The 23,563-nt window shown below is 72.0% G+C and carries 27 protein-coding genes; 10 read left to right on the forward strand and 17 right to left on the reverse strand.

Annotation, left to right across the window (positions count from 1 at the left end; translation table 11 throughout):
• The first annotated feature begins 38 nt into the window (after window positions 1–38).
• The gene (locus ACFPYL_RS19665) at window positions 39–812 is read left to right on the forward strand and encodes a septum formation family protein (RefSeq protein ID WP_379158295.1); all 774 of its coding nucleotides are present in this window, start codon (window positions 39–41) and stop codon (window positions 810–812) included.
• Window positions 809–1,648, forward strand: coding sequence for a septum formation family protein (locus tag ACFPYL_RS19670; RefSeq protein ID WP_379158298.1), 840 nt, complete (start codon window positions 809–811; stop codon window positions 1,646–1,648). The genes ACFPYL_RS19665 and ACFPYL_RS19670 overlap by 4 nt, the downstream gene beginning before the upstream one ends.
• On the opposite strand, the gene ACFPYL_RS19675 is transcribed toward ACFPYL_RS19670, so the two are convergent.
• The 11 genes from ACFPYL_RS19675 to ACFPYL_RS19725 all read right to left on the reverse strand — a co-directional run bounded on the left by ACFPYL_RS19675 (window position 1,621) and on the right by ACFPYL_RS19725 (window position 11,494).
• Complete coding sequence (locus ACFPYL_RS19675; RefSeq protein ID WP_379158301.1) at window positions 1,621–2,016, reverse strand: nuclear transport factor 2 family protein; 396 nt, start codon at window positions 2,014–2,016, stop codon at window positions 1,621–1,623. The two genes, ACFPYL_RS19670 and ACFPYL_RS19675, sit on opposite strands and share 28 nt — an antisense overlap.
• Window positions 2,016–2,933, reverse strand: coding sequence for a GTPase Era (gene era, locus ACFPYL_RS19680; protein WP_379158304.1), 918 nt, complete (start codon window positions 2,931–2,933; stop codon window positions 2,016–2,018). The genes ACFPYL_RS19675 and era overlap by 1 nt, the downstream gene beginning before the upstream one ends.
• On the reverse strand, window positions 2,930–3,703 hold the full coding sequence (locus tag ACFPYL_RS19685; protein ID WP_379158307.1) for a siderophore-interacting protein: 774 nt from the start codon (window positions 3,701–3,703) through the stop codon (window positions 2,930–2,932). The genes era and ACFPYL_RS19685 overlap by 4 nt, the downstream gene beginning before the upstream one ends.
• A gap of 31 nt (window positions 3,704–3,734) precedes the next feature.
• Window positions 3,735–5,018 carry a class I SAM-dependent methyltransferase gene (locus tag ACFPYL_RS19690; RefSeq protein ID WP_379158310.1) on the reverse strand — a complete coding sequence of 428 codons (1,284 nt, stop codon included), beginning with the start codon at window positions 5,016–5,018 and terminating at the stop codon, window positions 3,735–3,737.
• Window positions 5,015–6,325: an FAD-binding oxidoreductase gene (locus ACFPYL_RS19695; protein WP_379158312.1), complete on the reverse strand. Its 1,311-nt coding sequence runs from the start codon at window positions 6,323–6,325 to the stop codon at window positions 5,015–5,017. The genes ACFPYL_RS19690 and ACFPYL_RS19695 overlap by 4 nt, the downstream gene beginning before the upstream one ends.
• A 94-nt stretch (window positions 6,326–6,419) precedes the next feature.
• Window positions 6,420–7,028: a hypothetical protein gene (locus ACFPYL_RS19700; RefSeq protein ID WP_379158315.1), complete on the reverse strand. Its 609-nt coding sequence runs from the start codon at window positions 7,026–7,028 to the stop codon at window positions 6,420–6,422.
• Window positions 7,025–8,377: an MFS transporter gene (locus ACFPYL_RS19705; protein ID WP_379158318.1), complete on the reverse strand. Its 1,353-nt coding sequence runs from the start codon at window positions 8,375–8,377 to the stop codon at window positions 7,025–7,027. Before ACFPYL_RS19705 ends, ACFPYL_RS19700 begins: the two co-directional genes overlap by 4 nt.
• Window positions 8,378–8,408: 31 nt before the next feature.
• Window positions 8,409–8,750 carry a cytidine deaminase gene (locus ACFPYL_RS19710; RefSeq protein ID WP_379158321.1) on the reverse strand — a complete coding sequence of 114 codons (342 nt, stop codon included), beginning with the start codon at window positions 8,748–8,750 and terminating at the stop codon, window positions 8,409–8,411.
• Window positions 8,743–10,035, reverse strand: a complete 1,293-nt coding sequence (locus ACFPYL_RS19715; RefSeq protein ID WP_379158324.1) for a hemolysin family protein — start codon at window positions 10,033–10,035, stop codon at window positions 8,743–8,745. Before ACFPYL_RS19715 ends, ACFPYL_RS19710 begins: the two co-directional genes overlap by 8 nt.
• Window positions 10,032–10,481: an rRNA maturation RNase YbeY gene (gene ybeY, locus ACFPYL_RS19720; protein ID WP_379158327.1), complete on the reverse strand. Its 450-nt coding sequence runs from the start codon at window positions 10,479–10,481 to the stop codon at window positions 10,032–10,034. The genes ACFPYL_RS19715 and ybeY overlap by 4 nt, the downstream gene beginning before the upstream one ends.
• The gene (locus ACFPYL_RS19725) at window positions 10,478–11,494 is read right to left on the reverse strand and encodes a PhoH family protein (protein ID WP_379158331.1); all 1,017 of its coding nucleotides are present in this window, start codon (window positions 11,492–11,494) and stop codon (window positions 10,478–10,480) included. Before ACFPYL_RS19725 ends, ybeY begins: the two co-directional genes overlap by 4 nt.
• 65 nt (window positions 11,495–11,559) lie before the next feature.
• On the opposite strand from ACFPYL_RS19725, the gene ACFPYL_RS19730 reads away from it, so the two are divergent.
• Window positions 11,560–11,835 (forward strand): hypothetical protein, encoded by a 276-nt coding sequence (locus ACFPYL_RS19730; protein WP_379158334.1) that lies wholly within the window; start codon window positions 11,560–11,562, stop codon window positions 11,833–11,835.
• Here the strand turns inward: ACFPYL_RS19730 and ACFPYL_RS19735 are convergent.
• Together ACFPYL_RS19735 and ACFPYL_RS19740 are read right to left on the reverse strand one after the other, a co-directional pair.
• Entirely contained in the window at window positions 11,825–13,042 is a 1,218-nt protein-coding gene (locus ACFPYL_RS19735; protein WP_379158337.1) for a hypothetical protein, read from the reverse strand. The genes ACFPYL_RS19730 and ACFPYL_RS19735 overlap by 11 nt on opposite strands.
• Window positions 13,039–13,374 (reverse strand): histidine triad nucleotide-binding protein, encoded by a 336-nt coding sequence (locus tag ACFPYL_RS19740; protein WP_379158340.1) that lies wholly within the window; start codon window positions 13,372–13,374, stop codon window positions 13,039–13,041. Before ACFPYL_RS19740 ends, ACFPYL_RS19735 begins: the two co-directional genes overlap by 4 nt.
• A gap of 62 nt (window positions 13,375–13,436) precedes the next feature.
• On the opposite strand from ACFPYL_RS19740, the gene ACFPYL_RS19745 reads away from it, so the two are divergent.
• The 4 genes from ACFPYL_RS19745 to ACFPYL_RS19760 are packed head-to-tail and all read left to right on the forward strand — an operon-like array spanning window position 13,437 to window position 16,688.
• Complete coding sequence (locus ACFPYL_RS19745; protein WP_379158343.1) at window positions 13,437–13,952, forward strand: SigE family RNA polymerase sigma factor; 516 nt, start codon at window positions 13,437–13,439, stop codon at window positions 13,950–13,952.
• Entirely contained in the window at window positions 13,949–14,857 is a 909-nt protein-coding gene (locus tag ACFPYL_RS19750; RefSeq protein ID WP_379158346.1) for a GerMN domain-containing protein, read from the forward strand. The genes ACFPYL_RS19745 and ACFPYL_RS19750 overlap by 4 nt, the downstream gene beginning before the upstream one ends.
• A 26-nt stretch (window positions 14,858–14,883) precedes the next feature.
• Window positions 14,884–15,789, forward strand: a complete 906-nt coding sequence (locus ACFPYL_RS19755; protein ID WP_379158349.1) for a Gmad2 immunoglobulin-like domain-containing protein — start codon at window positions 14,884–14,886, stop codon at window positions 15,787–15,789.
• Window positions 15,786–16,688, forward strand: a complete 903-nt coding sequence (locus tag ACFPYL_RS19760) for a winged helix DNA-binding domain-containing protein (protein WP_379158352.1) — start codon at window positions 15,786–15,788, stop codon at window positions 16,686–16,688. Before ACFPYL_RS19755 ends, ACFPYL_RS19760 begins: the two co-directional genes overlap by 4 nt.
• Here ACFPYL_RS19760 and ACFPYL_RS19765 read toward each other — a convergent pair.
• Entirely contained in the window at window positions 16,685–18,082 is a 1,398-nt protein-coding gene (locus tag ACFPYL_RS19765) for a serine hydrolase domain-containing protein (protein WP_379158355.1), read from the reverse strand. The two genes, ACFPYL_RS19760 and ACFPYL_RS19765, sit on opposite strands and share 4 nt — an antisense overlap.
• Before the next feature lie 75 nt (window positions 18,083–18,157).
• Here ACFPYL_RS19765 and ACFPYL_RS19770 point away from each other — a divergent pair, with 75 nt between their 5' ends.
• Entirely contained in the window at window positions 18,158–18,775 is a 618-nt protein-coding gene (locus ACFPYL_RS19770; RefSeq protein WP_379158358.1) for a TetR family transcriptional regulator, read from the forward strand.
• On the opposite strand, the gene ACFPYL_RS19775 is transcribed toward ACFPYL_RS19770, so the two are convergent.
• The 3 genes from ACFPYL_RS19775 to hrcA are packed head-to-tail and all read right to left on the reverse strand — an operon-like array spanning window position 18,772 to window position 21,777.
• Window positions 18,772–19,512, reverse strand: a complete 741-nt coding sequence (locus ACFPYL_RS19775; RefSeq protein WP_379158361.1) for a 16S rRNA (uracil(1498)-N(3))-methyltransferase — start codon at window positions 19,510–19,512, stop codon at window positions 18,772–18,774. The two genes, ACFPYL_RS19770 and ACFPYL_RS19775, sit on opposite strands and share 4 nt — an antisense overlap.
• Before the next feature lie 12 nt (window positions 19,513–19,524).
• Window positions 19,525–20,706, reverse strand: a complete 1,182-nt coding sequence (dnaJ, locus tag ACFPYL_RS19780) for a molecular chaperone DnaJ (protein ID WP_379158364.1) — start codon at window positions 20,704–20,706, stop codon at window positions 19,525–19,527.
• A 51-nt stretch (window positions 20,707–20,757) separates the two neighbouring features.
• Complete coding sequence (hrcA, locus tag ACFPYL_RS19785; protein ID WP_379158367.1) at window positions 20,758–21,777, reverse strand: heat-inducible transcriptional repressor HrcA; 1,020 nt, start codon at window positions 21,775–21,777, stop codon at window positions 20,758–20,760.
• Window positions 21,778–21,928: 151 nt separating this feature from the next.
• Here hrcA and ACFPYL_RS19790 point away from each other — a divergent pair, with 151 nt between their 5' ends.
• Window positions 21,929–22,645 (forward strand): hypothetical protein, encoded by a 717-nt coding sequence (locus tag ACFPYL_RS19790; protein ID WP_379158370.1) that lies wholly within the window; start codon window positions 21,929–21,931, stop codon window positions 22,643–22,645.
• 28 nt (window positions 22,646–22,673) lie between these two features.
• Complete coding sequence (locus tag ACFPYL_RS19795) at window positions 22,674–23,546, forward strand: MBL fold metallo-hydrolase (protein WP_379158372.1); 873 nt, start codon at window positions 22,674–22,676, stop codon at window positions 23,544–23,546.
• Window positions 23,547–23,563: the final 17 nt, after the last annotated feature.

A 23,563-nucleotide genomic window follows, 5' to 3' on the forward strand; every position in this document is an offset into this window, starting at 1 on the left:
TCGCGCGGTCCGGCATCCACACCCCGAGAGGAGACCGCGTGCGCCTCGTCGTGCTCGCACTCGTGGCGGCGTTCTCGCTCTCGGCCTGTGGCGACGGCAATGCCGCGCCCGCCGCCGACAAGGAGCCGCCCGCGCTCGGGGCCTGCCGGGTCCTCTCGCCGGACGACGTCGCGAAGCCGGCCAACTCCGGCGCGGTGGTCGAGTGCGCCGAGCAGCACACGGCCGAGACGTTCGCCGTCGGCGACCTTCCCGACGAGTTCGACGACGCGGACTACGACGACCCGGACCTCGGCGCCTGGGCCTACCGGACCTGCTCGAAGCAGTTCAAGGACTTCCTCGGCGCCGACGACAGCCTGGTGATGCGCACCGTCGTCAGCTGGGCGTGGTTCCGGCCCACCGAGAAGGCGTGGGACGCCGACGCCCGCTGGTACCGCTGCGACGTGGTCGGCGGCGGCGAGCAGAGCAAGGACTACGTCGACCTGCCGACCAGCGCCAAGGGCCTGCTCCTGGGTCGCCCCAAGGACGAGTGGATGGTCTGCGCGGACGGCGACACCGTCTCCGGGTCGGTGAAGGTCCCGTGCACCGAGCCGCACAACTGGCGGGCCGTCACCACGATCTCGCTGGGCGAAGCCGGCGACGAGTACCCGGGCGACCGCCTGGCCGAGGTCACGACCCGCGACTTCTGCTCGAAGTCGGTCGGCGCCTGGCTCAACTACCCCGTCGACTACGACTTCGGCTACACCTGGTTCCACCAGGCCGAGTGGGACGCCGGCAACCGGCGCTCGGTCTGCTGGGCCAAGACCGACCAGTGAACCGGATCCTCGCCGCCGTCCTCGCGAGCACCCTGGTCGTGGGCGGGCTCGCCGGGTGCAGCGGCGACGACTCCCCCGAGCAGCCGGCGGCGTCCTCCTCGACGTCGGCGACCACGTCGGCCTCACCCTCCGCTGCGGCAGCCCGGCCGCAGCTGCCGCGGGACCGCGCGTGCTACCGGCTCGACTACGCCGAGGCCGTAGCACCCACCGTCGACGCCCCGGCGATCTCCTGCGAGCGCCCGCACACCTCCATGACGTACGCCGTCGGGCGGCTCGACACCGTCGTCGACGGACACCTGCTGGCCGTCGACTCCACGCGGGTCCGCACCCAGGTCGCCGAGACCTGCCCGGAGCGCTTCGCGGCGTTCGTGGGCGGCACGACGGAGGACCAGCGGCTGAGCATGCTGCGGCCGGTCTGGTTCACCCCGACGGTCGAGGAGTCCGACGCCGGTGCCTCGTGGTTCCGCTGCGACGTGGTCGCTCTCGCGGCCGACGAGGAGCTGGCGCCGCTCACCGGCCGCCTCCAGGGCGTGCTCGGGCGCGCGGACGGTCGCGACCGCTACGCGATGTGCGGCACCGCCGCGCCGGGCACGAAGGAGTTCGAGCGGGTGATCTGCTCCGCCGACCACAGCTGGCGCGCCGTCGCGACCGTGCCGTTCGACGGCGAGCGCTACCCGGGCGTCGAGAAGGTCCGCTCCGCGGGCGACGGTCCCTGCCAGGACGCGGGCGCCGACGCGGCCGACGGCGACCTGGACTACAAGTGGGGCTACGAGTGGCCGACCGCCCAGCAGTGGCAGGCCGGCCAGCACTACGGCCTCTGCTGGGCTCCGAGCTGAGCGGCCATCTGCTCCATCAGCTTCTGCAGCCCCTTGAACGGCCGCACCATCACGGTGAAGTCGGTCAGGCGACCGTCAGCGCCCCAGGTGAGCATGTCGACGCCGTGCACGCTCAGCCCGTCGAGCTCGCAGCGGAACTCCAGGACGGCCGAGTCCTCGCCGTACCACTGGCGCACGTACTCCAGCGACGGGCCGAGCACCACCACCGCCGCGGAGAGGTACGCCGTCGTGATCGCCTTGCCCTCCTGCGGCGTGTGCACGGCCGGTGACCGGAAGACGACGTCGTCGGCGAGCAGGTCGGCCAGGCCGGCCGGGTCGCGGGACGCCGCGATCGCGTGCCAGGCGGCGACGGGTGCGGGCATGCTCATCAGAACCCCAGCTTCCTGAGCTGGCGCGGGTCTCGCTGCCAGTCCTTGGCGACCTTGACGTGCAGGTCGAGGTAGACGGGAGTGCCGAGCAGCGCCTCGATCTGCTTGCGTGAGTTGGTGCCGATCGTCCGCAGCCGCGAGCCCTTGGGGCCGATGATGATGCCCTTCTGGGAGTCGCGCTCGACGTAGACGTTCGCGTGGATGTCGAGCAGCGGCTTGTCCTCTGGCCGGTCCTCGCGCAGCTGCATCTCCTCGACGACGACGGCGACCGAGTGCGGGAGCTCGTCGCGCAGCCCGTCGAGCGCGGCCTCGCGCACCAGCTCGGCCACCAGGATCTCCTCGGGGGCGTCGGTGAGGTCGCCGTCCGGGTAGAGCTGCGGGCCCTCCGGCAGCAGGCCGACCAGCAGGTCCTGCAACAGCTGGATCTGGTCCCCGGCCTTCGCCGACACCGGCACGATCTCGGCCCAGTCGACGCCGATCTCGGTGCCGAGCGCCGCGATGTCGAGCAGGTGCTCGCCGATCCGGTCCGGCGACGCGAGGTCGGTCTTGGTGGCGATCGCGACCTTCGTGGTGCGCTTGATCTTGGCCATCTCGGTCGCGATGAAGCGGTCGCCCGGCCCGATCTTCTCGTTGGCGGGGAAACACACCGCGACCACGTCGACCTCGGCCAGCGTGGTCGCGACCAGGTCGTTGAGCCGCTCGCCCAGCAGGGTGCGCGGGCGGTGCAGGCCGGGGGTGTCCACGAGGATCAGCTGGGCGTCCTCACGGTGCACGATCCCGCGCACGACGGTGCGCGTGGTCTGCGGCTTGTCGGAGGTGATCACCACCTTCTGGCCGACCAGCGCGTTGGTCAGCGTCGACTTGCCGGCGTTCGGCCGCCCCACGAAGGAGACGAAGCCGCTCCTGTGCTCGGTCACTGCGACTCCCTCGCCTCGTCGTACTCGGCCCAGATCTGCTCGTCGGTCTTGCCTGCCGCCTTGCCGGCCCGGTAGATCGGGCCGGGGTCGACGGCGCGCGGCTGGCGCTGGGCCACACCTCGCCAGTAGCCCATCACGTCGTACGCCGTGCTCGGGAGCCTGCGCTCGCGCATCAGGTGCTTGCGGATCGCGCGCATCTGCGCCGACTCGCCGGCCATCCAGAAGTAGCCCTCGCCGGACGGCCAGTCGATCGACCCGACGGCCTCGGCGAGGCGGCTCTGCCCGTCGCCGGGCGGGGTCAGCCAGGTGACGTCCGAGCCGGCCGGGAGGTACGACGTCAGCTCGTCCGGCACCTCGGCCCAGATCCGCGTCGGCACGGCGACCTCGGACGCGATCCGCGCCATCGCGGGCATCGCCGTGAGGTCGCCGACCAGCAGCAGCCACGCAGCGCCGTCGGGCATCGCGAAGGAGCCCTTCGCCTCGGTGATCGTGACGGTCTCCCCCACGACGTCGCCCGCGGCCCACTCGGTCACCAGGCCCACGTCGTGCACGACGACGTCGAGGGTCATCTCGGAGCCGGTCCAGGCGCGCACCGTGTAGTAGCGGCTCTGGAACTGCCCGGGCACCACCAGGCCGACCCACTCGTCGGGGATGCCGGTGCTGGCGAACCCGGCCAGACCGGACCCGCCGAGCACCAACCGGACCAGGTGGTCCGAGAGGCGCTCACGGCGCAGCACCTGCGCGTCGTACTGCTGGGCCCGGGTGCTCACCTGGCCAACGCTATCGGCCCAGCGGTATCGGTCACACTCCGAAGTCGTGACGCAGCGGGTACCCGCTCGCCCCGCTCTCGTCGGTCTTGGTGGCGAGGACGTGGTGGAGCTGGATCTCGTTGCGCTCGAAGCCGATCCGGGAGCCCACCATGTAGAGGCCCCACACGCGCGCGGTGCCCTCACCGACCTCGGCGACGCAGGCGTCCCAGTTGGCTTCGAGGTTCTTGCTCCAGCCCTCGAGGGTCTTCGCGTAGTGGACGCGGATGTTCTCCTCGTGCTGGACCTCGAGACCGGCGTCCTGGACCTCGGTGATGATCGTGCCGGAGCCGATCAGCTCGCCGTCCGGGAAGACGTAGCGGTCGATGAACGCACCGGTGTTGCGCGGCTTGTTGTCGTAGCGGGTGATGCAGTGGTTGAGCAGACGACCCTGCGGCTTGAGGTGGTCCTTGATCCAGCCGAAGTACGACGGGTAGTTCTTGACCCCGATGTGCTCGGTGAGGCCGATCGAGGAGATCGCGTCGAACCCGGTCTCCTCGACGTGGCGGTAGTCCATGAACCGGACCTCGGCGAGGTGGTCGAGACCCTCCTCCTTGATCGCCTGCTGGGCCCACGTCGCCTGCTCGCGCGACAGCGTGACGCCCAGGGCGTGCACGCCGTACTCGCGCGCCGCGTGGCGGACCATGCCGCCCCAGCCGCAGCCGAGGTCGAGCAGCCGCTGACCGGGCTGGAGGTCCAGCTTGCGGGCGATCAGGTCGTACTTGTTGGCCTGCGCCTCCTCGAGCGTCGCGTCGGCGGTCGGGAAGACCGCGCACGTGTAGGTCATCGACGGGCCGAGGACCATCTCGTAGAACTCGTTCGAGACGTCGTAGTGGTGGTGGATCGCCTCGGCGTCGCGCGTCTCGGAGTGACGGAGACCCTCGACCAACCGGCGCCAGCGCGGCAGGTGCTCCTGCGGCGGCGGAGCCGGCGGTTTGAGGTTCGAGATGCCCAGGCTGCGCACGATCGACACCAGCTCAGCCGGCGACGGACGCCGGAAGTGGGTGTGCTTCATCATCAGCGAGAAGGCTTCGTACGGGTTGCCCGGGTGGGAGCCGGGACCGCTGAGGACCAGGTCGCCGGCGACGTACGCGCGAGCCAGGCCGAGGTCGCCCGGCGCCGTCATGATGTAGGACAGGCCGCGCTCGTTGAGCAGCTCGAGGTGGTGCTCGGCATCCGGCGGGCCGGCGCTGCTGCCGTCGTACGCCGTGAACCGCAGCGGCATCCCGCCCTGCATCAGCGTCTCGATCGCCTCGCCGATGGTGTACCTCGTGCTCATCGTCTCTTCACCGCCTTGTCGTAGAGGCTGGTCAGCCTGTCCTGCGGGTCGTAGCGACCCTTGACGACGGCCAGGTTCTCGCCGCCGTACAGCTTGTCGAAGGTCTCGCGGTCGTAGAAGGCCTCGCTGTAGAGCGACTTGTGGCCGTCGAGCTCGTGGACCTTCTCCTCGATCGCGCGGTTGCGCGGGCCGTTGGGGGCGTCCGGGCCGACGTGGACCGTGCCCCAGAAGCCGGCGTTGACATAGGTCTTGCCGGGCTCGAGCGGGTAGGAGGCCCAGTCCCGCTTGGAGACCAGCGGGCACAGCCAGACCGGACGCATGCCGACGGCCTCGTCGAACCACTCCAGGAACGCCGGCAGGTTGGCCACCGGCACCTCGATGTCCTGGATGACGCGCTCGCGCAGCGGCCGGCCGGCGCGTCGGTCGAGCCGGTCGGCGATGGAGAAGCGCCGGTCCAGGCCGAGCAGCTTCTGGTAGACGTCCGAGCGCCGCCAGCGGCGCGGCCAGAGCCGCCGGATCCGCGGGTTCTGGGCGCCGAACGCGCCCGAGCACCAGAACCAGTCGGTGTCCCAGCGCCACAGGTAGTCGTACGTCGTCAGCAGGTCGGTCGAGCGCTGCTGGATGCTCCGGTAGTAGATCTCCTGGCCGACGTAGTCGCTGGTCGGTCCGCCCTGCTCGCTCCAGGCGGCGAGGGTCAGGTAGTACTCCCCCGGCTCGAACGCGACGCCGTCGAGGCCGTCGACCCGGACGCCGTCGTACTCACGCGTGGAGACGATCTCGTCGACCGTCTTGGCGAGCAGCTCGGCGTCGTCGAAGCGGACGTGCCGCAAGGCCACGTGGCCCGGGACCGCCTCGAGCTCGATCTTGAGCCGGGTCGCGTAGCCCAACGAGCCGTAGGAGTTGGGGAACGCGTCGAAGAGGTCGTCGCCGGGCTTGGTCGAGACGACGTCACCGCTGCCCGTGAAGACGTCCATCTCCAGCACCGACTCGTGCGGCAGCCCGTTGCGGAAGCTGGTCGACTCGATGCCCAGCCCGGTGACCGCGCCGCCGAGCGTGATGGTGCGCAGCTGCGGGACGACGTACGGGATCAGGCCGTGCGGCAGGGTCGCGTCGACGAGGTCCTCGTAGGTGCACATGCCCTGGACGTCGGCGGTCCGGGCCTCGACGTCGATCGCGATGACCCCGTCGAGCCCGGACACGTCCAGCCCGGGTGCGTCGGTCGCGGCCCGGGGCCGGAACAGGTTGGACGTCTTCTTCGCCAACCGCACCGGTGCACCCGCGGGGATCGCGGCGTACGACGAGCGCAACCGCGCAACCGCTGCCTCATGTGCCGTCCAGCCACGCAAACTCACGACAACGCAACTTACTCCTGCCCGGTATCCGATGTGTTTCCGGACCGGTTCAGACCAGATCGCGGACCCGGGCGACGAGGGTGTCCTTGACCGCCTGGGTGATCGCGGCGTCGAGCTGACGGTTGAGGTCGTCCTGGCTGTCGAGGTTGGTCAGGACGGTGCGCAGGTCGAGGTCGTCGATGGCGCGGGTGAGCAGGTCGTCGATCGGCAGCGCCGCGTCGACGACCGAGGCGGGCAGGGCGCGGATCAGCGTCTTGAGCAGGTCGTTGAGGTCGGCGTTGTCGAGGGCCTCGTCGACGAGGTCGGAGGTGGGCGGGAGGGTGCCGTCGGCGTCCATCCGCTCGACGGCCGCCAGCAGACCGTCGTGCAGCGCCTCGACCTGGGCGTCGGTCGGGTCGCCGGGGCCGGCGAGCTCGAGGGTCAGCGCCTCCCGGCTGACGCCGAGGGTGCAGGCGGCGTCGTCGAGGGCGATCAGCACCAGCTGCTCGGTCAGGGCGTCCATGCCCTCGGAGTGCGAGGTGACGGGGCGTACGACGCAGGGGTCGGCCGGCGGGAGCGGCTCGAAGGTGCCGCCGCCGTACGCGACCTGGACGGCGAGCACGCCGCCCACCAGGACCACGGCGGCCGCCGGGAGGCTCACGGCGCGGAGGCGGCTCACGTCGTCACCCGCCGACGCGGCCAGACCACGGTGAGCAGGGCGAGCAGCGCGAGTCCGGCACCCACCAGGAACGAGTCGCGGAAGGCATGGGTCACCGCGCGCTGGACCTGGTCGTCGAGGTCCCGCTCCAGCTGCGCGGCCGCGGGACGCGCCTCCGGGTCGAAGCTCGTCGCCGCGAAGGCGTCGTGCAGGTCCGGCACCTGCCCCTGCTGGTCGCTGAGCTCGTCGCCGAGCGACCGGGCGAGGTCCACCTTGTCCTGCGCCGTCAACGGGGCATCGAGCACCAGCGACGTGATCGCCTCCTGTGCCGGCACCTGGGCGTCCAGCAGGTCGGCGGTGAAGACCGGGGTCAGGATCGCGAGCCCGACGACCACGCCCAGGTGACGGGCGCTGATCGTCCAGCTCGCGTGCTCGACCCGCGGGATCCGCAGGTGCATCGCCTGCACCGTGAGCCGGTCCACGGTGAGCCCGAGCCCCAGGCCGACCAGGGCCTGGGGCGCGACGGTCCAGCCGAGCTCGGCCGCGGGTAGCAGCGCGAGGGCGGCGAGGCCACCCGCGACGAGGAAGCAGCCGACGGCGACCTCGACCTCGTCGGAGGGGCGCAGGAGCCGCGCCAGCGGGCGGGCTGCGAGGGCAGCGACGGGCACGACGGAGACGGCCAGCGCCGCGGTCGCCGGCGAGTGCCGCCAGCCGTCGACGAGCAGCAGCACCAGGAGGAAGAGCGCGGCGGTGAGCGCGGCCGACAGCAGCGCCAGGGTCAGGTTGGGGCGCAGCGCCGGGCGGTGCCGCACCTGGGCCCGGTCCTGCTCGGCGCGCACCACGCGTACGGCGAGCGCAGCCGGCACCGCGAGGACCGCGACCGGCACCTGGACGACGAAGATCGCCTGCCACGAGAACGCCTGCGTGAGCAGGCCGCCGGCGACCGGCCCGGTGGCCGTGCCGACCACGCCCGCGGCGATCCAGGCGGCGATGCCCCGACGCTCGCCGTACGCCGCGACGAGCAGCTCCAGGCAGCCGACCAACGCCAGCGCGCCACCGAGCGCCTGCACGCACCGGGCCGCGATCAGCACCTCGATCGACTGCGCGACCGCGCACCACGCCGAGGCGCCCGCGAACGCGGCGATGCCGATCGCACCGATGACCCGCGGGTCGGCGCGGGCGAAGCCCACGGCCGTCGGCACGGCGACCAGCCCGAGCACGAGGTTGAACGAGATGAGCACCCACGCGACCTGCGCGACGGTCGTGTCGAGGTGCAGGAGGATGTCGGGCAGGGCGAGGGTCACGACCGCGGAGTCCGCGAGCACCATCGCGACGGTCACCGTCAGGAGAGGGGCCACCACGCGACGCACGTGGCCATCCTCGCAGGCCGTCGTGGCAGGGCTAGGAGCCGAGCGACTCCGCGATCGCGCCCTGGTGGTCACCGCGGTGGACGACGACGCCGGCGCCGCCGAAGTCGCGGACCGCGGACAGGTCGTCCGGGAAGACGATGTCGGCGTCGGTGAGCACGACGACCGCCTCGAGGCCCTGCGAGCCGGAGGCGACGGCCATCGCGACGCAGACCCCGATCGCCGACACCTGGAGCGACGGGAGGTCGACGGTGGCGGCGGCGTACGTGCGCCCGTCGGAGTCGCGTACGGCGGCGCCCTCGGCCGCTCCCGTGCGGGCCCGGGTGGCGCGCGCCAGCGTCACCAGCTTGCGGTCCTCGGCTGAGAGATCACTCATCGTCGTCCTCGTCCGACTCGTCCTCGGTGGCGACCCGCGCGATGAGCAGGGTGCCGATGCGGTTGCGGCGACCGGTCGCCGCCTCGGCCTCGAAGCGGAGGCCGTGCGCCTCCACCACCGAGCCCGGGATCGGGACCCGGCCGAGGTGCTTGGCCATCAGGCCGCCGACGCTGTCGACGTCCTCCTCCTCGACGTCGAAGCCGAAGAGCTCGTCGAGGTCGTCGATCGGGTAGCGCGACGACACCCGGACGACACCGTCGTCGAGGGTCTCGACCTCGACCTCCTCGGCGTCGTACTCGTCGGTGATCTCGCCGACGATCTCCTCGAGGATGTCCTCGATCGTGACCAGACCGGCGGTGCCGCCGTACTCGTCGACGACGACGGCGATGTGCTGGCGCATCGCCTGCATCTCCGAGAGGAGACCGTCGACGGGCTTGGAGTCGGGCACGAAGTGAGCGGGGCGCATCACCTCGTCGATGCGCTGCGTGAACTCGACGTCGGGCGCCTCGAAGTCGCGGCGCACGATGTCCTTGAGGTAGGCGATGCCGACGACGTCGTCGAGGTTCTCACCGATCACCGGGACGCGGGAGAAGCCGCTGCGCAGGAAGAGCGACATCGTCTGGCGGAGGTTCTTGTGGCGCTCGACGTAGACGACGTCGGTGCGCGGCACCATCACCTCGCGCGCGATCGTGTCGCCGAGCTCGAGGACGTCGTGGATCATCTTGCGCTCGCCGGACTCGATCAGCGACGAGGCCTCAGCCAGGTCGACCAGCTCGCGCAGCTCGGTCTCCGTGGAGAACGGGCCCTCGCGGAAGCCCTTGCCGGGCGTGAGCGCGTTGCCGACCAGGATCAGCAGCCTGGGCAGCGGCCCGAGCACAGCCGTCACGAACGACAGCGGCGCCGCGGACGCGAGCGCCACCCGCTCGGAGTGCTGGCGGCCGACGGTGCGCGGGGCGACCCCGATGGCGACGAAGGAGATCACCAGCATCACCGCGATCGTGGTGAGGACGGCCGGCCACCACGAGCCGTCGTACGCCTCGTCGATCGCGTAGGCGACCAGCACGATCGCCGAGATCTCGCAGAGCAGCCGCAGCAGCAGTGCGGTGTTGAGGTAGCGCGGCGGGTCCTCGAGCAGCGCGACCAGGCGGCGCGCGCCGGGCCGGTTCTCCTCGAGCAGCTCCTCGGCCCGCGCCTTGGAGAACGAGCCCAGCGCGGCGTCGGCGGCTGAGAAGAGGCCGGCGAGGACGACGAGGGCGGCGGCCAGGAGGAGCGGCCAGGGGCTCACTGGGCCCGCCAGGCCGCCAGGAGCTCGTCCTGGAGACCGAACATCTCCTTGTGCTCCTCCGGCTCCGCGTGGTCGTAGCCGAGCAGGTGCAGGATGCCGTGGACGGTCAGCAGCTCGATCTCGGCCTCGGTGCCGTGGCCGGCGGTCTCACCCTGCTTGGCGGCGACGTCGGGGCAGAGCACCAGGTCGCCGAGCACGCCCTCCTCGGGCTCCTCGTTGACCAGGCCGGGCCGCAGCTCGTCCATCGGGAAGGCCAGCACGTCCGTCGGTCCCTGCTTCTCCATCCAGTGCTCGTTGAGCTCCGCGATGGTCGGCTCGTCGACCGCCTTGATGCACAGCTCGGCCATCGGGTGGACGCGCATCCGGTCCATCACGAAGCGGCTGAGGTCGGCCAGGCGAGCGACGTCGAGCTCGCGGCCGGACTCGTTGAGGATCTCGATCGTCACGGGCGGGCCTGACGCAGGTCGGTGCGCGCGTCGTGCTCGTCGTACGCCGCGACGATCTTGCCGACCAGCTTGTGGCGGACGACGTCGGACGCGGTGAGGCGGTTGAACGAGATGTCCTCGACCTCGTCGAGGATCTCCTCGACGGCGCGCAGGCCGGACTTCTGCCCGCTCGGCAGGTCGGTCTGGGTGACGTCGCCGGTGACCACGATCTTGGAGCCGAAGCCCAGGCGGGTCAGGAACATCTTCATCTGCTCGGGCGTGGTGTTCTGCGCCTCGTCGAGGATGATGAACGAGTCGTTGAGCGAGCGACCGCGCAGGAACGCCAGCGGCGCGACCTCGATCGTGCCGGCCGCCATCAGCTTGGGGATCAGCTCGGGGTCGAGCATGTCGTGGAGGGCGTCGTAGAGCGGTCGCAGGTAGGGGTCGATCTTCTCCGTCAGCGTGCCGGGCAGGAAGCCCAGCCGCTCGCCGGCCTCGACCGCGGGGCGGCTGAGGATGATCCGGTTGACCTGCTTGGACTGCAGCGCCTGCACGGCCTTCGCCACCGCGAGGTAGGTCTTGCCGGTGCCGGCGGGGCCGATCCCGAACGTGATCGTGTGCTTGTCGATCGAGTCGACGTAGCGCTTCTGGTTGAGCGTCTTCGGGCGGATCGAGCGGCCGCGGTTGCTCAGGATGTTGAGGCTCAGCACGTCGGCCGGGCGCTCGGTCGTCTCGGCGCGCAGCATCCCGAGCGCGCGCTCGACGGTCTCGCCGGTCACGCCCTGCCCGGTGCGGATCAGCGCGATCAGCTCGTCGAGCAGCCGCTCGGCCAGCGCCACCTCGCCGGGCTCGCCCTGGAAGGTGATCCGGTTGCCGCGGACGTGGACCTCGGCGTCGAACGACCGCTCGATGACACGGAGGTGCTCGTCGCCGGGGCCGAGGAGGCTGACCATGTTGATGCTGTTGGGTACGACGACGGTGTGCTGGGTCGTCTGCCCCTGGGCGGAGCCAGAAGTGGAGGGAGTGTCTGTCATGTCGCCCTCAATGCTACGGGAGCGGCATCGCCCGGCCCAACGAGTTGCGGCGTACGGTTGCCGGCATGGCAGCCGACCGCGACGTCGAGGAGGAGTGGGGCGACGAGCCCGAGCTCCCGGAGGACGCGCCGCCGTACTGGTTCGCCGGCCAGCACCTCCCGGAGCACGCGCGGGCGATGGGGCTGACGCACCACGTCCCCGAGGGCGCGATCCTCGACTTCGCCGGGCGTCTGGACTCGACGAAGCCCGGCCACCGGATCGCGGCGTGGTGCCTGCTGGTGCTCTTCGGTACGCCGGTCGTGCTGGCCGTCCTGCGCGTCTACTACGCCTTCAGCTCGTGACCTCGTCGTCGAAGGCGACCTGGAGCGTGCCGAGGCACATCTCGTCGGTGCTGCCCTCGGCCCAGATGATGTAGCGGTCCGGCTGGCCCTCGAACGCAGGCAGCCGGTCACGCAGCCACTGCTGGTGGGTGCACGTCACCTTGATCGTGTCGAACTTGTCGAGGTGCAGCGGCTCCTTGAGCGGCTTCGAACCCTGGTTGTCGAAGTCCCAGATCGGGATGTCCAGGATCGTCCTCGCGTCCGGCGTCCCCGGGTTGACCTCGATCTTGATCTTGCGGCCGAGCAGGTGCATGTGGCCGGAGACGCCGAGGATGGTCATCCCGCGCGGCGCGTAGCGCAGGCACGAGGTGGTGTTGGACGGGACGGGCTCGCCCTTGTCGGTGCCGCACAGGAAGTGCAGCGCACTGTTGGTGTTGCCCGCGCTCCCGAACCGCGCCATCACGTCGGCCACGGCGGCGTCGCGATCGCACAGCGGGCTGTCGTCGTGGTTGGGCCGGCAGGGCAGCTCGACCGGCGCGGGCAGCTGGAAGGTGTGCACGGGGGTCAGGTCGGTCGACCCCTTCATCCAGCGCAGCTGGGTGCTGGAGACGTCGGGAGCCGCACCCTTGAGCAGGTTGTAGTGGACCTGCATCACGATCCGGGAGCCGGCGGCGAGCCTGACGCCGTACCCGTCGCGGACCTTGGTCTCGTCGCCGCCCGGCGCCCAGGCAGCGAGCCAGGGCGCGTCGTCGATGTTGGCGAACTCGTTCTTGAGGCCGGTCCCACCGAAGCAGGTCCAGCCCTCGTCGGGGTCCTCCGCGTCCTTCTGCTCCGCCTCGGCGACCTGCGACGGGTCGACCCGGAAGAGGATCACGTGGTGGACCACCTGCGGGTTGCCGGGCAGCACGTGGCTGCCGGTCAGCCACACGTCCTTGTCGAGCTTCGGGTCGAGCAGGAAGCAGCGGTAGTCGTCGGTGCCGACGCCGGTCGGGGCGGACGGCGTGTAGGCCTCGGGCATCGAGACGGTCATCCGGTGCTCACCGGCGCGGAGCGGGAGCATCTTGCCGGGCGGCAGGGCCGCCAGCTGCTTGGCCTCGACGCCGGGCGGGTCCGGCGGCTTGAGGATCTCGCCGGGCGAACCGGTACGCCGGTCGCTGCCCTCCTGGACGCAGCCGGCGAGCGTGACGGCCAGCAGCAGTGCGGCGCAGGCCGCGGCCAGGCGCCTCATCCGGGCGGCCAGTTCATGGGACGCCCGGCCAGCAGGTGCAGGTGGGTGTGGAAGACGGACTGCCCGGCGCCCGCACCGGTGTTGAACACCAGGCGGTAGTCGTCGTACCCCTCGGCCGTCGCGACCGCGGCGGCCGTCGTGACCAGCTCGGCCGAGGCGACCGGGTCGCCGGCCGCGAGCTCGGCGGCGTTCGCAAAGTGGTCCTTCGGCACGATCAGCACGTGCGTCGGCGCCTGCGGGTTGAGGTCGCGGAACGCGACCGTGCGCTCGGTGGTGTGCACGATGTCGCCCGGGATCTCCCCCGCGACGATCTTGCAGAACAGACAGTCCACGATCCCCTCCTGCGGCGAGTAAACCACCTGGGCGACCTGCGCGTCGCACTACCGTGACGACGGTGACGGACCGCCCCGCCTGGACGGCGGACCAGGCGCTGGAGCAGCTGTACGCCGCGCACTGGCGACGGCTGGTGCGGCTGTCGGTGCTCCTCGTCCGCGACCAGGGCGTGGCCGAGGAGGTCGTGCAGGACGCGTTCGTGGCCGTGCACGCCCGGTGGGACCGCCTGCGCGACCCCGAGCGGGGGCTCGCCTACCTGCGCCAGGCCGTGGTCAACCGGTCCCGCTCCGCGCTGCGGCACCGGGCCGTCGTCGCGCGGCACGCCGCCACGCTCCGGCCGGTCGACTCCTTCGACCCGGTGCCCGACTCGGACCGGCGCGCGGCCGTGCTCGACGCCCTCCGGGCGCTCCCCCAGCGACAGCGCGAGGTGCTGGCGCTGCGCTACTACCTCGACCTGTCCGAGGCGGAGATCGCCGACACCCTCGGCATCAGCCGGGGTGCGGTCAAGAGCCACGCCTCGCGCGGCGCCGCCACCCTGCGCACCCACCTCGGGACTCTCCTGGAGGAGGAGCTGTGAATCTCCACGACCTGATCGAGGACGCCGTCGCCGACGTCGATCCGACCGACCGGCTGGCCGAGCTGCGTGCTCGTACGGCGTCGCCCGCCCGCGCCGCCGCCCGGCCGTGGTGGTGGGCCGCTGGCGCCACCGTCCTGGCCACCGCCGCCGCGGTCACGGTCGTCGCGGTGATCGACCACGGCCCTGTCGACCCGAGCCACCACCACGGCATGGCCACGCATCCGCCGACGTCGACGGTGCTGGTGCCGGTGTACTTCGTCGGTGACACCTCGGCCGGGGAGGCCCGTCTTTTCCGCGAGTTCGACGACGTGCCCGGCGACGACAGGTTGCAGGCGGCGCTGGACCGGGTCCAGCAGCCACCGAGCGACCCGGACTACAGGACCATCTGGCAGCCCGGTTCGTTCGACTCCGCCGCGCGCACCGACGGCGCCATCGAGGTCGAGCTCGGCAGCGCCGGACTGCCCGCACCGGACGGGCCCGCCGCGCAGCAGCTGGTCTACACCCTTCAGGGAGCCGTCGGGGAGCGGCTGCCGGTCCAGCTGCTCGACGACGGAGCGCCGGTCGGCGAGCCGTACCAGGCCGCCCCCGAGAGCGCGATGCTCAGCCCGGTGAGCATCAGCGACCCCGCGGAGGGCAACGAGTACGAGGGGTCGATCTCGGCGCGAGGACGAGCTCGGACCGGCCTGCGCTCGTTGGCATGGCACATCTTCGAGGGCCCGACTGCCGTGACGAGCGTCGCCGAAGGCGCCGTGGACATCGATCGCGGTGGCGGCACCTTCTCACCGTGGTCTGCGGACGTCGACCTGACCGGTCTGGCTCCCGGCACCTACATCTTCAGCGTCAGCAACCCGGACCACGGCTATGCGTCCACATTCACCGACACGCGCACGATCGTCGTCCGATGAGGACCGCCGCCCGGAAGGATGGACCCATGTCTTCCCGCACCCGTCTCGCCGCCCTCGCCTCCCTGTCCGTGCTCGCCCTCGTGGGGCTGGCGGGCTGCGGGGACGAGACGGACCCGACGTCGGCCGACAGCACGCCGACGAAGGCCGCAGACCCGGCCGACGACGGCGGCGGCGGCGCGACCCCGGACGAGCCCTCCTCGGATGGCGCGGGGACGACGACGGTGCCGGTCTACTTCATCGGCGACACCCCGCAGGGACCGCGGCTCTACCGCGAGTTCCGCAAGGTGGAGTCCGACAACCCGGCCGTCGAGGCGCTCGCGCTGATGACCGCCGGCGACGCCCTCGACCCCGACTACGACACGCTCTTCCCGAGCGGGAGCTTCGCGAGCGTCGACATCGGCGACGACAAGATCACCGTCGGGCTGCCCGACGAGTCGTGGACCCAGCCCCAGGACGGGATGTCGGACGACGAGGCCCGCCTCGCCACCCAGCAGGCCGTCTACACGCTCCAGGGCATCGCCCAGAAGCGGCTGCCCCTGGCCTTCACGCTCGACGGCAAGCCCGCGGACCTCTTCGGCCTGGCGGGCGAGCCCAGCAACGACCCCGAGATCGACGTACGCGCCCTGGTCAACGTGACCACGCCCGAGGAGGGCGCGACGGCGAACGGTACTTTCAAGGCCAGCGGTGTCTCGAGCTCGTTCGAGGCCACGACCCCCTGGGAGATCCGCAAGGGCGGCGCCGACGGCGAGGTCGTCGCGAAGGGCTTCGCCACCGCGGACGGGTGGATGGACAAGCTCTACCCGTGGGAGACCGAGGTCGACGTCTCGGACCTGCCGGCCGGTGACTACACGTTCGTCGCGATGACCGACGACCCGTCCGAGGGCGAGGGCGGCGGCCCGACCGTCGACACCAAGAGCATCACCATCCAGTGAGACTGACGCGGCAGCGGCTCAACCGCACGCTGCTGCGACGGCAGCACCTCCTGGAGCGCGTCGACGCGACGCCGGAGGAGATGGCACAGCACCTGGTCGGGCTCCAGGCGCAGGAGACGCTGCCGCCGTACCTCTCGCTGCACGCACGCCTGGCCACGTTCGACCCGTACGCCGTGACGCGCGCCCTCGAGGAGCGCACCCTCGTGCGGCTGCTGACGATGCGCGGCACCATCCACCTCCTCACCCCGGACGACGCCCTCGAGCTGCGGCCGTGGACCCAACCCGTGATGGACCGCGGCCAGCGCAACCACCCGGAGCCGCTCCCCCAGTTCTCGCACGCACTGGTGCAGACGCCGCCGCGAGGCACCTGGAAGGGCCGGGGCGGCGTGGTCTACGCGCCGCTCGAGGACTGGGTCGGCCGCCCCCTCCAGGAGCCGGACGTCCCGCGGATCGTCGAGCGCTACCTGAGCGCCTTCGGTCCGGCCTCGGCCGCCGACGTCACGACCTGGTCGGGCGTGACCCGGCTCGGCCCCGTCCTCGCGGCGATGGACCTCGAGCGCCACGAGGACGAGGCCGGCAAGGTGCTCTACGACGTCGTCGACGGAGTGGTCGAGGACGAGGACGCGCCGGCCCCGGTGCGGCTCCTGGGCACCTACGACAACCTCTGGCTCTCCCACGCCTCCCGCGACCGGGTCACCGACCCGACCAAGCGGACCCGGTGGATGGGCGCCAACGGCGGCGTCGCCATGGCGGTCTTCGTCGACGGCTGGCTCGAGGGTCTGTGGCGGGTGGTCGACGACCGGGTGGAGGTCCTCGAGGTCTTCCGCGACCTGACGAAGCGCGAGCGAGCGGACCTCGACGCCGAGATCGCCCGGGTCGAGGTCCTGCTCGGGGGCTAGGCGCTCACGCGCTGGTGGGCCCGACCGCCGAAGTGCAGGTACGACGGGGCCGCCGACGCGTCGTCGGGGTTGAAGAAGACGGCGAGCAGCTCGCTGTCGGCGATCGGCAGCTTCAGCAGGAACGAGTCGTCCCGCGCCACGGCGACCAACGGCAGGTCGTCCATGGGCGGCAGGTCCTGCGTGTCGGCTCCCTCCCGCGAGATCACCAGGCTCGCCAGCAGCGAGCCGTCCGGGGCTCCCGTGACCTCGATCGCCACGCCCTCCCGCTGGTAGGTGCCGACGTAGCGAGCCGGGTCCGCGACCGCCTGCGTCGCGAGCGGCTCCGGGTCCTGCCGCGGCGCGACGCCCAGACGGTCCTCGAACAGCCACGCGGCGAGCTCGCGGTACATCGTCATCGCGCTCTCCACGTTGGTCTGCAGGCAGAAGCCGAACCGCTGGTCGGGCGCGACCCGCATGAACGCGTTCTGGCCCAGCGAGTTCCCGTCGTGGCCGATCACGCCGACGTCGCCGAAGTGGTCCAGGATCCAGCCGAGGCCCCACGCCTCCCCGAGCACGGTGTCGTCGACCAGCGAGATCTGCGGCACCTGCGCCGCGGCCACCGTCTCGGCCGACAGCAGCCGGGTGCCGTCCGCGGCCACGCCGCCGTCGAGGTGCAGCTGCACGAACCTCAGTACGTCGCCCGCGCTGGCCACCAGCGAGGCACCCATCGGACCGCAGGAGCGGTAGAGCCCCCACTGCGGCGTGACCACGAGCGACTCCGGGTCTTCCGGGTCCGGCACGTGGCCGACCGCCATCGGGTGCAGCAGCGCCTCCTCCGGGAAGACGACCGAGTGCTGCAGGCCGAGCGGGTCCAGGAGACGCTCGCGGAGCGCGGTCTCGAAGACCGTGTCGCCGACGACCTCGACGAGCCGGCCGAGGATCGCGAACCCGCTGTTGCTGTAGCTCCAGATCTTGCCGGGCTCGCAGATCTGCGGCAGGTCGCGGATCTCGTCCATGTAGCGGGGCAACGCGTCGTCGCCGCGACCGGTGTCGATGAAGACGTCGCCGTCGAAGCCGCTGGTGTGGCGCAGCAGGTCCCGCACCGTGACGGTGTCCCGAGCGTGCGGGTCGCGGACCTCGAAGTCGGGCAGGTAGGTCCGGACCGGCCGGTCGAGGTCGACCAGGTCCTCGTCGGCGAGCATGAGCACCAGCGTCGCCGTGTAGAGCTTGCCGATGGAGCCCGGCAGGAAGAGCGCGTCGGTGGTGGCCGGGGCACCCGTGCGGAGGCTGACGACGCCCGCCGCCACCTCGGTGAGCGTGTCCCCGTCGAGCACGGCGAGCTGGGCGCCCGGGACCTGGTGGAGCTCGATGAGCTCGGCGAGCTTCTTCTCGAGCTCGGCTTCGCTGAATGACATGCGTCCTCCTCGGCAGACCTACAGTGTAGGTACTGTTAACCTACGGTGTAGGTTTGTCAAGGGGCGAGGTGGGCGATGGCGACGTTGACGCGTGAACGGATCCTGGAGGCCGCGGTCCGGCTCGCCGATCGCGACGGCCCGGACGCCGTCACCCTGCGCAAGATCGCGGGCGAGCTCGGCGTGCACGTCACGTCGCTCTACAACCACGTGCCGACCCGGGACGCCGTCACCGACGGGATCGTGGAGCTGCTGCTGGACGAGGCGAAGCTCCCGACCGGGCCGATCGCGTGGGACGACTGGGTGCGCGAGTTCATCGACGCGGTCGGCGGCATCGCGGCCACCCACCCGGGCGCCTTCCACGCGCTCCAGCAGGTCCCGGTCCAGGGCGCTCGGGCGACCGCCTCCTTCGAGGTCGCGCTGGCGGCCTTCCGGGCCGCCGGCTTCAGCCCCGCTGATGCCTTCGCAGCGGTCAAGAACGCCGCCTACCTCGCGCTGATGATCGGCCAGGAGCGCAGCATGGTCGCGCGCGGGGACCTGCACGAGACGCGGCTCGACGCCCTCCCGGCCGAGTCGTTCCCGCTGGTGCGGTCGGTCGCCTCCGACGCGGCCGACTACGAGAACGTCTGGGCGTTCGGCGTCGAGACGTTGGTCGCCGGGCTCCGGGCGCGGCTGTCCGAGCAGGACGGTCGCTAGCCCCAGCGCGGCGTACGCGCGAGCAGCGCGGCGACGGCGGCGACCCCGGCGGTCGAGGTGCGCAGCACCTCGGCGCCCAGCCGCACCGAGACAGCACCCGCCGCGACGTAGGCCGCGACCTCGTCGTCGGCCAGCCCACCCTCCGGACCGACGACCACGACGATCCGGCCTGCGGCGGGGACCACGAGGCCCGCGAACGGCGCCGTGGCGGCCTCGTGCAGCACCACGGCGAGATCCGCGTCGGCGACCAGGGCGGTGACGTCGGCCGTCGAGGCCAGCTCGTCCACCTCGGGGAACCACGACCGACGCGCCTGCTTGGCGGCCTCGCGGGCGGTCGCGCGCCACTTCGCCAGGGACTTCGCGGCCCGCTCACCCTTCCAGACCGCCACGCTGCGCGACGCCGCCCACGGCACGATGCGCGCGACTCCGATCTCGGTGAGCACCTCGACCGCGAGCTCGCCCCGCTCCCCCTTCGGGATCGCCTGCACGACGACCACCTCCGGGCTCGCCGGCCCGACCCGGTCGACCGACTCGACGGTCAGCGTGAAGACGCGCTTGCCGGTGGACCCGACGGGCCCCTCGACGGACACTCCGGCGCCGTCGGTGAGGACCACCCGCTCGCCGACCCGCAGCCGGCGTACGGCGACGGCGTGGTGCGCCTCGTCGCCCTCGACCGTGACCGGGTCACCGACCGCGACGCCGTCGAGCGTCGGGACGAGGTGGACCGGGAGCGACATGGCCGGGGCGGATCAGTGCTGGTTGAAGGCGTCGCGCAGCCGGCCGAACACCGACCGGTTGCTCGGGTGCACCTGTCCCGACGGCTTCTCCTCGTCACGGATCGCCGCCAGCTCGCGCAGCAGCTCCTCCTGACGCGGGTCGAGCCGGGTCGGGGTCTCGACGATGACGGTGACGACCAGGTCGCCGCGACCGCCGCGCAGGCCGGGCACGCCGCGTCCGCGGAGCACCTGCTCGGACCCCGACTGCGTGCCGGGGCGTACGTCGAGGTCGAGGCTCGTCTCGATGTCGGTCTCGGGCTCCTCGCCGTCGGCCACCACGTCGGCCTCGAGGGTCGGCAGGGTCAGCACCGTGCCCAGCGCCGCCGCCGTCATCGGCAGCGTGACCGTGCAGTGCAGGTCGTTGCCGTTGCGGGTGAAGACCTCGTGCGGCGCGACGTGGATCTCGACGTACAGGTCGCCGGCGGGGCCGCCGCCGGGTCCCACCTCGCCCTCGCCGGTGAGCTGCACGCGGGTGCCGGTGTCGACGCCGGCGGGGATCTTGACGGTGAGGGTGCGACGCGCGCGGACCCGGCCGTCGCCCGAGCACTCGCGGCACGGGTCCGGGATGATCGTGCCGAAGCCGCGGCAGGCGGCGCACGGGCGCAGCGTGCGGATCTCACCGAGGAACGAGCGCTGCACGTGGGCGACCTCGCCCGCGCCGTGGCAGGTCTCGCACGGCATCGCGTGGGAGCCGGGGGCCGCGCCCTCGCCCTCGCAGGTGCTGCACCGGACCGCGGTGTCGACGACGAGCTCGCGCGCGACGCCGAAGGCGGCCTCGGCCAGCTCGATCTCGATCCGGATCAACGCGTCCTGGCCGCGCCGCTCGCGCGACCTCGGTCCGCGACCGCCCTGGGCGGCACCACCGGCGCCGCCGAAGAACGCGTCCATGATGTCGGTGAACGAGAAGCCCGGGCCCTGGCCGAAGCCGGCGCCTGCCCCACCGAACGGGTCGCCGCCGCGGTCGTAGGCCGCGCGCTTCTGGGGGTCCGACAGGATCTCGTAGGCGCGGGAGATCTCCTTGAACTTCTCCTGCGCCTCCGGGTCCGGGTTGACGTCGGGGTGGTACTGGCGGGCGAGTCGCCGGTAGGCCTTCTTGACGGCGTCGGCGTCGGCGTCGCGGCCGACGCCGAGCAGCTCGTACGGGTCCTGACTCACGTGTTTCCTTCGTTGCTGGTGCGGGGTGCTGGGGGCTGGATCCTGGGAGGCTCAGGCCTCGTCGAGGATCCGGGAGACGTAGCGGGCGACGGCCCGGACGGCGGCCATGCTGCCGGGGTAGTCCATGCGGGTGGGCCCGACGATGCCGAGGCGCGCGAACGCCTCCTCGCCGGGGCCGTAGCCGGCCGCGACCACGCTGGTGGACGCGAGCTGCTGGTAGGGGCCCTCGTGCCCGATCCGGACGGTGATCGGCTCGCCGGTGGTGGCCTCACCGAGCAGCTTGAGCAGCACGACGTGCTCCTCGAGCGCCTCGAGCAGCGGGCGTACGGCGGAGTCGAAGCTGTCGCCGTACCGAGCCAGGTTGGCGGCGCCGCCGACCAGGATCCGCTCGTCGGAGCGGTGGTCGGACATGGCGTCGAGGAGCGCCTCGACCACGGCCTGGGTCGCCGGGGCGACCGGGCCGTCGGCGGACACGAGCGCCGCGAGGGCCGCGTTGGCCTCAGCGATCACCTCGCCGTTCGCGACCCGGTTGACCAGGGCGCGCAGCTCGGCGATCGCCGCGTCGTCCAGGTCGTCGGAGAGCTCGACCAGGCGCTGCTCGACCCGGCCGGTGCTCAGGATCAGCACGACCAGGAGGCGGCTGGGCGCCAGCGCCACCAGCTCGATGTGGCGCACGGTCGAGCGGGAGAGCGTGGGGTACTGCACGATCGCGACCTGCCGGGTCAGCTGCGAGAGCAGCCGCACCGAGCGCTGCACGACGTCGTCGAGGTCGACGGCACCGTCGAGCAGCGAGGCGATGGCCCGCTTCTCGGCCTGGCTCATCGGCTTGACGGTCGTGAGTCGGTCCACGAAGAGCCGGTAGCCCTTGTCGGTGGGCACCCGGCCGGCACTGGTGTGCGGCTGGGTGATGTAGCCCTCGTCCTCGAGCGCGGCCATGTCGTTGCGCACCGTTGCCGGCGAGACGCCGAGACCGTGCCGCTCGACGAGGGCCTTGGAGCCGACCGGCTCCTCGGTGGCGACATAGTCCTCGACGATCGCGCGGAGCACGGCCAGCCTGCGCTCTTCCTGCACCCGTCCGCCTCCTCCTGGCACTCGCTGGGTCGGAGTGCCAAGGGTACCCGCCACGGTCACGGCCACATCGTGGAAGCCCCGGTGCGGCGTCGCGAAGTTCCGAGTAGGTTAGGCTTACCTAAGTCTTCGAGTCGGAGTGGAGGAGCCAGCGGTGACCACGACCGAGCACCACAGTCCCGAGGTCGACCCGCGCCTGGTCGCGGCGGACGCGCGCAGCATCCTGGCCTGTCCCGCCTCCGTCAGCCTGGTCATCGAGGGCGAGGAGCACGCCGTCGGCGAGGACGAGCAGCTGGGGCTGACCGACCACCGCGGTACGCCGACCTTCCTCTGCCCGGCGGACTCCCCCGTCGCCCGGGCGGGCGCCGCGCACAGCAGCGCGCTGCTCACCGTGACCAGCGGGCTGGGCCCCCGCGGCGGCCCGGAGCGGCAGCACACGCTGACCCTGGCCGGCCGCCTCGAGCGCACCGGCTACGAGCACTGCGAGTGCTGCGACGAGGTGCGCCACGTCGTCTCGCTCGACCTCAACTTCGTGCTGCTCGCCCGGCCCGAGCGCCAGCTGCGGGTGTCGCTCGACGAGTTCCGCAGCCGCGTCCACCACCTCAACCGGGGCCACCTGCAGCGCTCCGTCGAGCACGCCAACGACTGTCACCAGGAGGAGCTGCGGCAGGCGATCGGACTCGGCACCGGCACCCGGCCGGCCGACGTCGTCGGCGTACGCATCGCCCGCCTCTCCCCCGCAGACGTCAAGATCCAGTGGGTCGACAGCACCGGCGCCCACGAGCAGGTGATCGCGTTCGCGCGCACCGCTCGCGACCTCACCGAGCTCGGCGACATGCTGCGCCGGGGGCTGCACGCCGGTCTCTGCTGATCCCTGGGCTGCCCCCTACCCTGGCCCGGTGACCTTCACCGAGATCGCCGACCGGGTCTGGGTCGCGCGCCACGAGTGGTTCGACGTCAACGTGACCCTCGTCGGCGGGGAGCGCGGCCTGCTCGTCGTCGACACGCACGCGTCCGAGCTGGCCGCCCGTGCGGTCATCGACGACGTACGACGGCTGGGTGTCGCCCTCGGTGGGCAGAGCGTCGTGGGCGCGGTCAACACCCACGAGCACTTCGACCACACCTTCGGCAACGGCGCGTTCCGGGCTGCGTACGGCGACATCCCGATCCACGCGCACGAGGTGGCCGTCGCTCGCACCGTCTCGGCGGGCGAGCGGATCAAGGGCCTGTACGACGCGGAGCCGGACGACCCGCACGCCGACGAGGTGCAGGCGACCGAGATCGTGCCCGCCGACCACCCCTTCTCGTCGGCGGTCGCCCTCGACCTCGGCGACCGGATGGTCGAGCTGGTGCACCCCGGCCGCGGCCACACCGGTGGCGACCTGGTGGTGCGGGTGCCCGACGTCGACGTGCTGCTCGCCGGCGACCTCGTCGAGGAGTCGATGGCCCGCAACGGCGTGCCCGGGTTCGGAGAGGACTGCTACCCGATGGACTGGCCGCTCTCCCTCGACATCGTGCTCAGCCTGAGCACGTCGTCGACCGTGGTGGTGCCGGGCCACGGCGCGCCGGTGGACCGGGAGTTCGTCGAGGAGCAGCGCAACGCGATCGGCATCGTCGCGGAGACGATCCGCGACCTCGCCACCCGCGGCGTACCCGTGGCCGAGGCGCTGGCGGCCGCCGAGTGGCCCTACCCGCGCGAGGAGCTGGCGGCCGCCGTACGCCGGGGCTACGAGCAGCTCCCGCGCAGCCAGAAGCGGTTGCCCCTCGTCTGAGCGGGTACCTGCTGGGC

This window comes from Nocardioides hankookensis (genome assembly GCF_042658885.1).
GTDB classification, from domain to species: domain Bacteria; phylum Actinomycetota; class Actinomycetes; order Propionibacteriales; family Nocardioidaceae; genus Nocardioides; species Nocardioides hankookensis.

Bases quoted from the DNA above. Each gene is read 5' to 3' on its own strand.
- ACFPYL_RS19775 (WP_379158361.1), bottom strand. From the start codon at position 19,512: ATGTCGCTCCCGGTCCACCTCGTCCCGACGCTCGACGGCGTCGCGGTC.
- ACFPYL_RS19755 (WP_379158349.1), top strand. From the start codon at position 14,884: ATGTCTTCCCGCACCCGTCTCGCCGCCCTCGCCTCCCTGTCCGTGCTC.
- ACFPYL_RS19675 (WP_379158301.1), bottom strand. From the start codon at position 2,016: ATGAGCATGCCCGCACCCGTCGCCGCCTGGCACGCGATCGCGGCGTCC.
- ACFPYL_RS19735 (WP_379158337.1), bottom strand. From the start codon at position 13,042: ATGAGGCGCCTGGCCGCGGCCTGCGCCGCACTGCTGCTGGCCGTCACG.
- ACFPYL_RS19770 (WP_379158358.1), top strand. From the start codon at position 18,158: ATGGCGACGTTGACGCGTGAACGGATCCTGGAGGCCGCGGTCCGGCTC.
- ACFPYL_RS19765 (WP_379158355.1), bottom strand. From the start codon at position 18,082: ATGTCATTCAGCGAAGCCGAGCTCGAGAAGAAGCTCGCCGAGCTCATC.
- ACFPYL_RS19725 (WP_379158331.1), bottom strand. From the start codon at position 11,494: ATGACAGACACTCCCTCCACTTCTGGCTCCGCCCAGGGGCAGACGACC.
- ACFPYL_RS19730 (WP_379158334.1), top strand. From the start codon at position 11,560: ATGGCAGCCGACCGCGACGTCGAGGAGGAGTGGGGCGACGAGCCCGAG.
- ACFPYL_RS19690 (WP_379158310.1), bottom strand. From the start codon at position 5,018: ATGAGCACGAGGTACACCATCGGCGAGGCGATCGAGACGCTGATGCAG.
- ACFPYL_RS19710 (WP_379158321.1), bottom strand. From the start codon at position 8,750: ATGAGTGATCTCTCAGCCGAGGACCGCAAGCTGGTGACGCTGGCGCGC.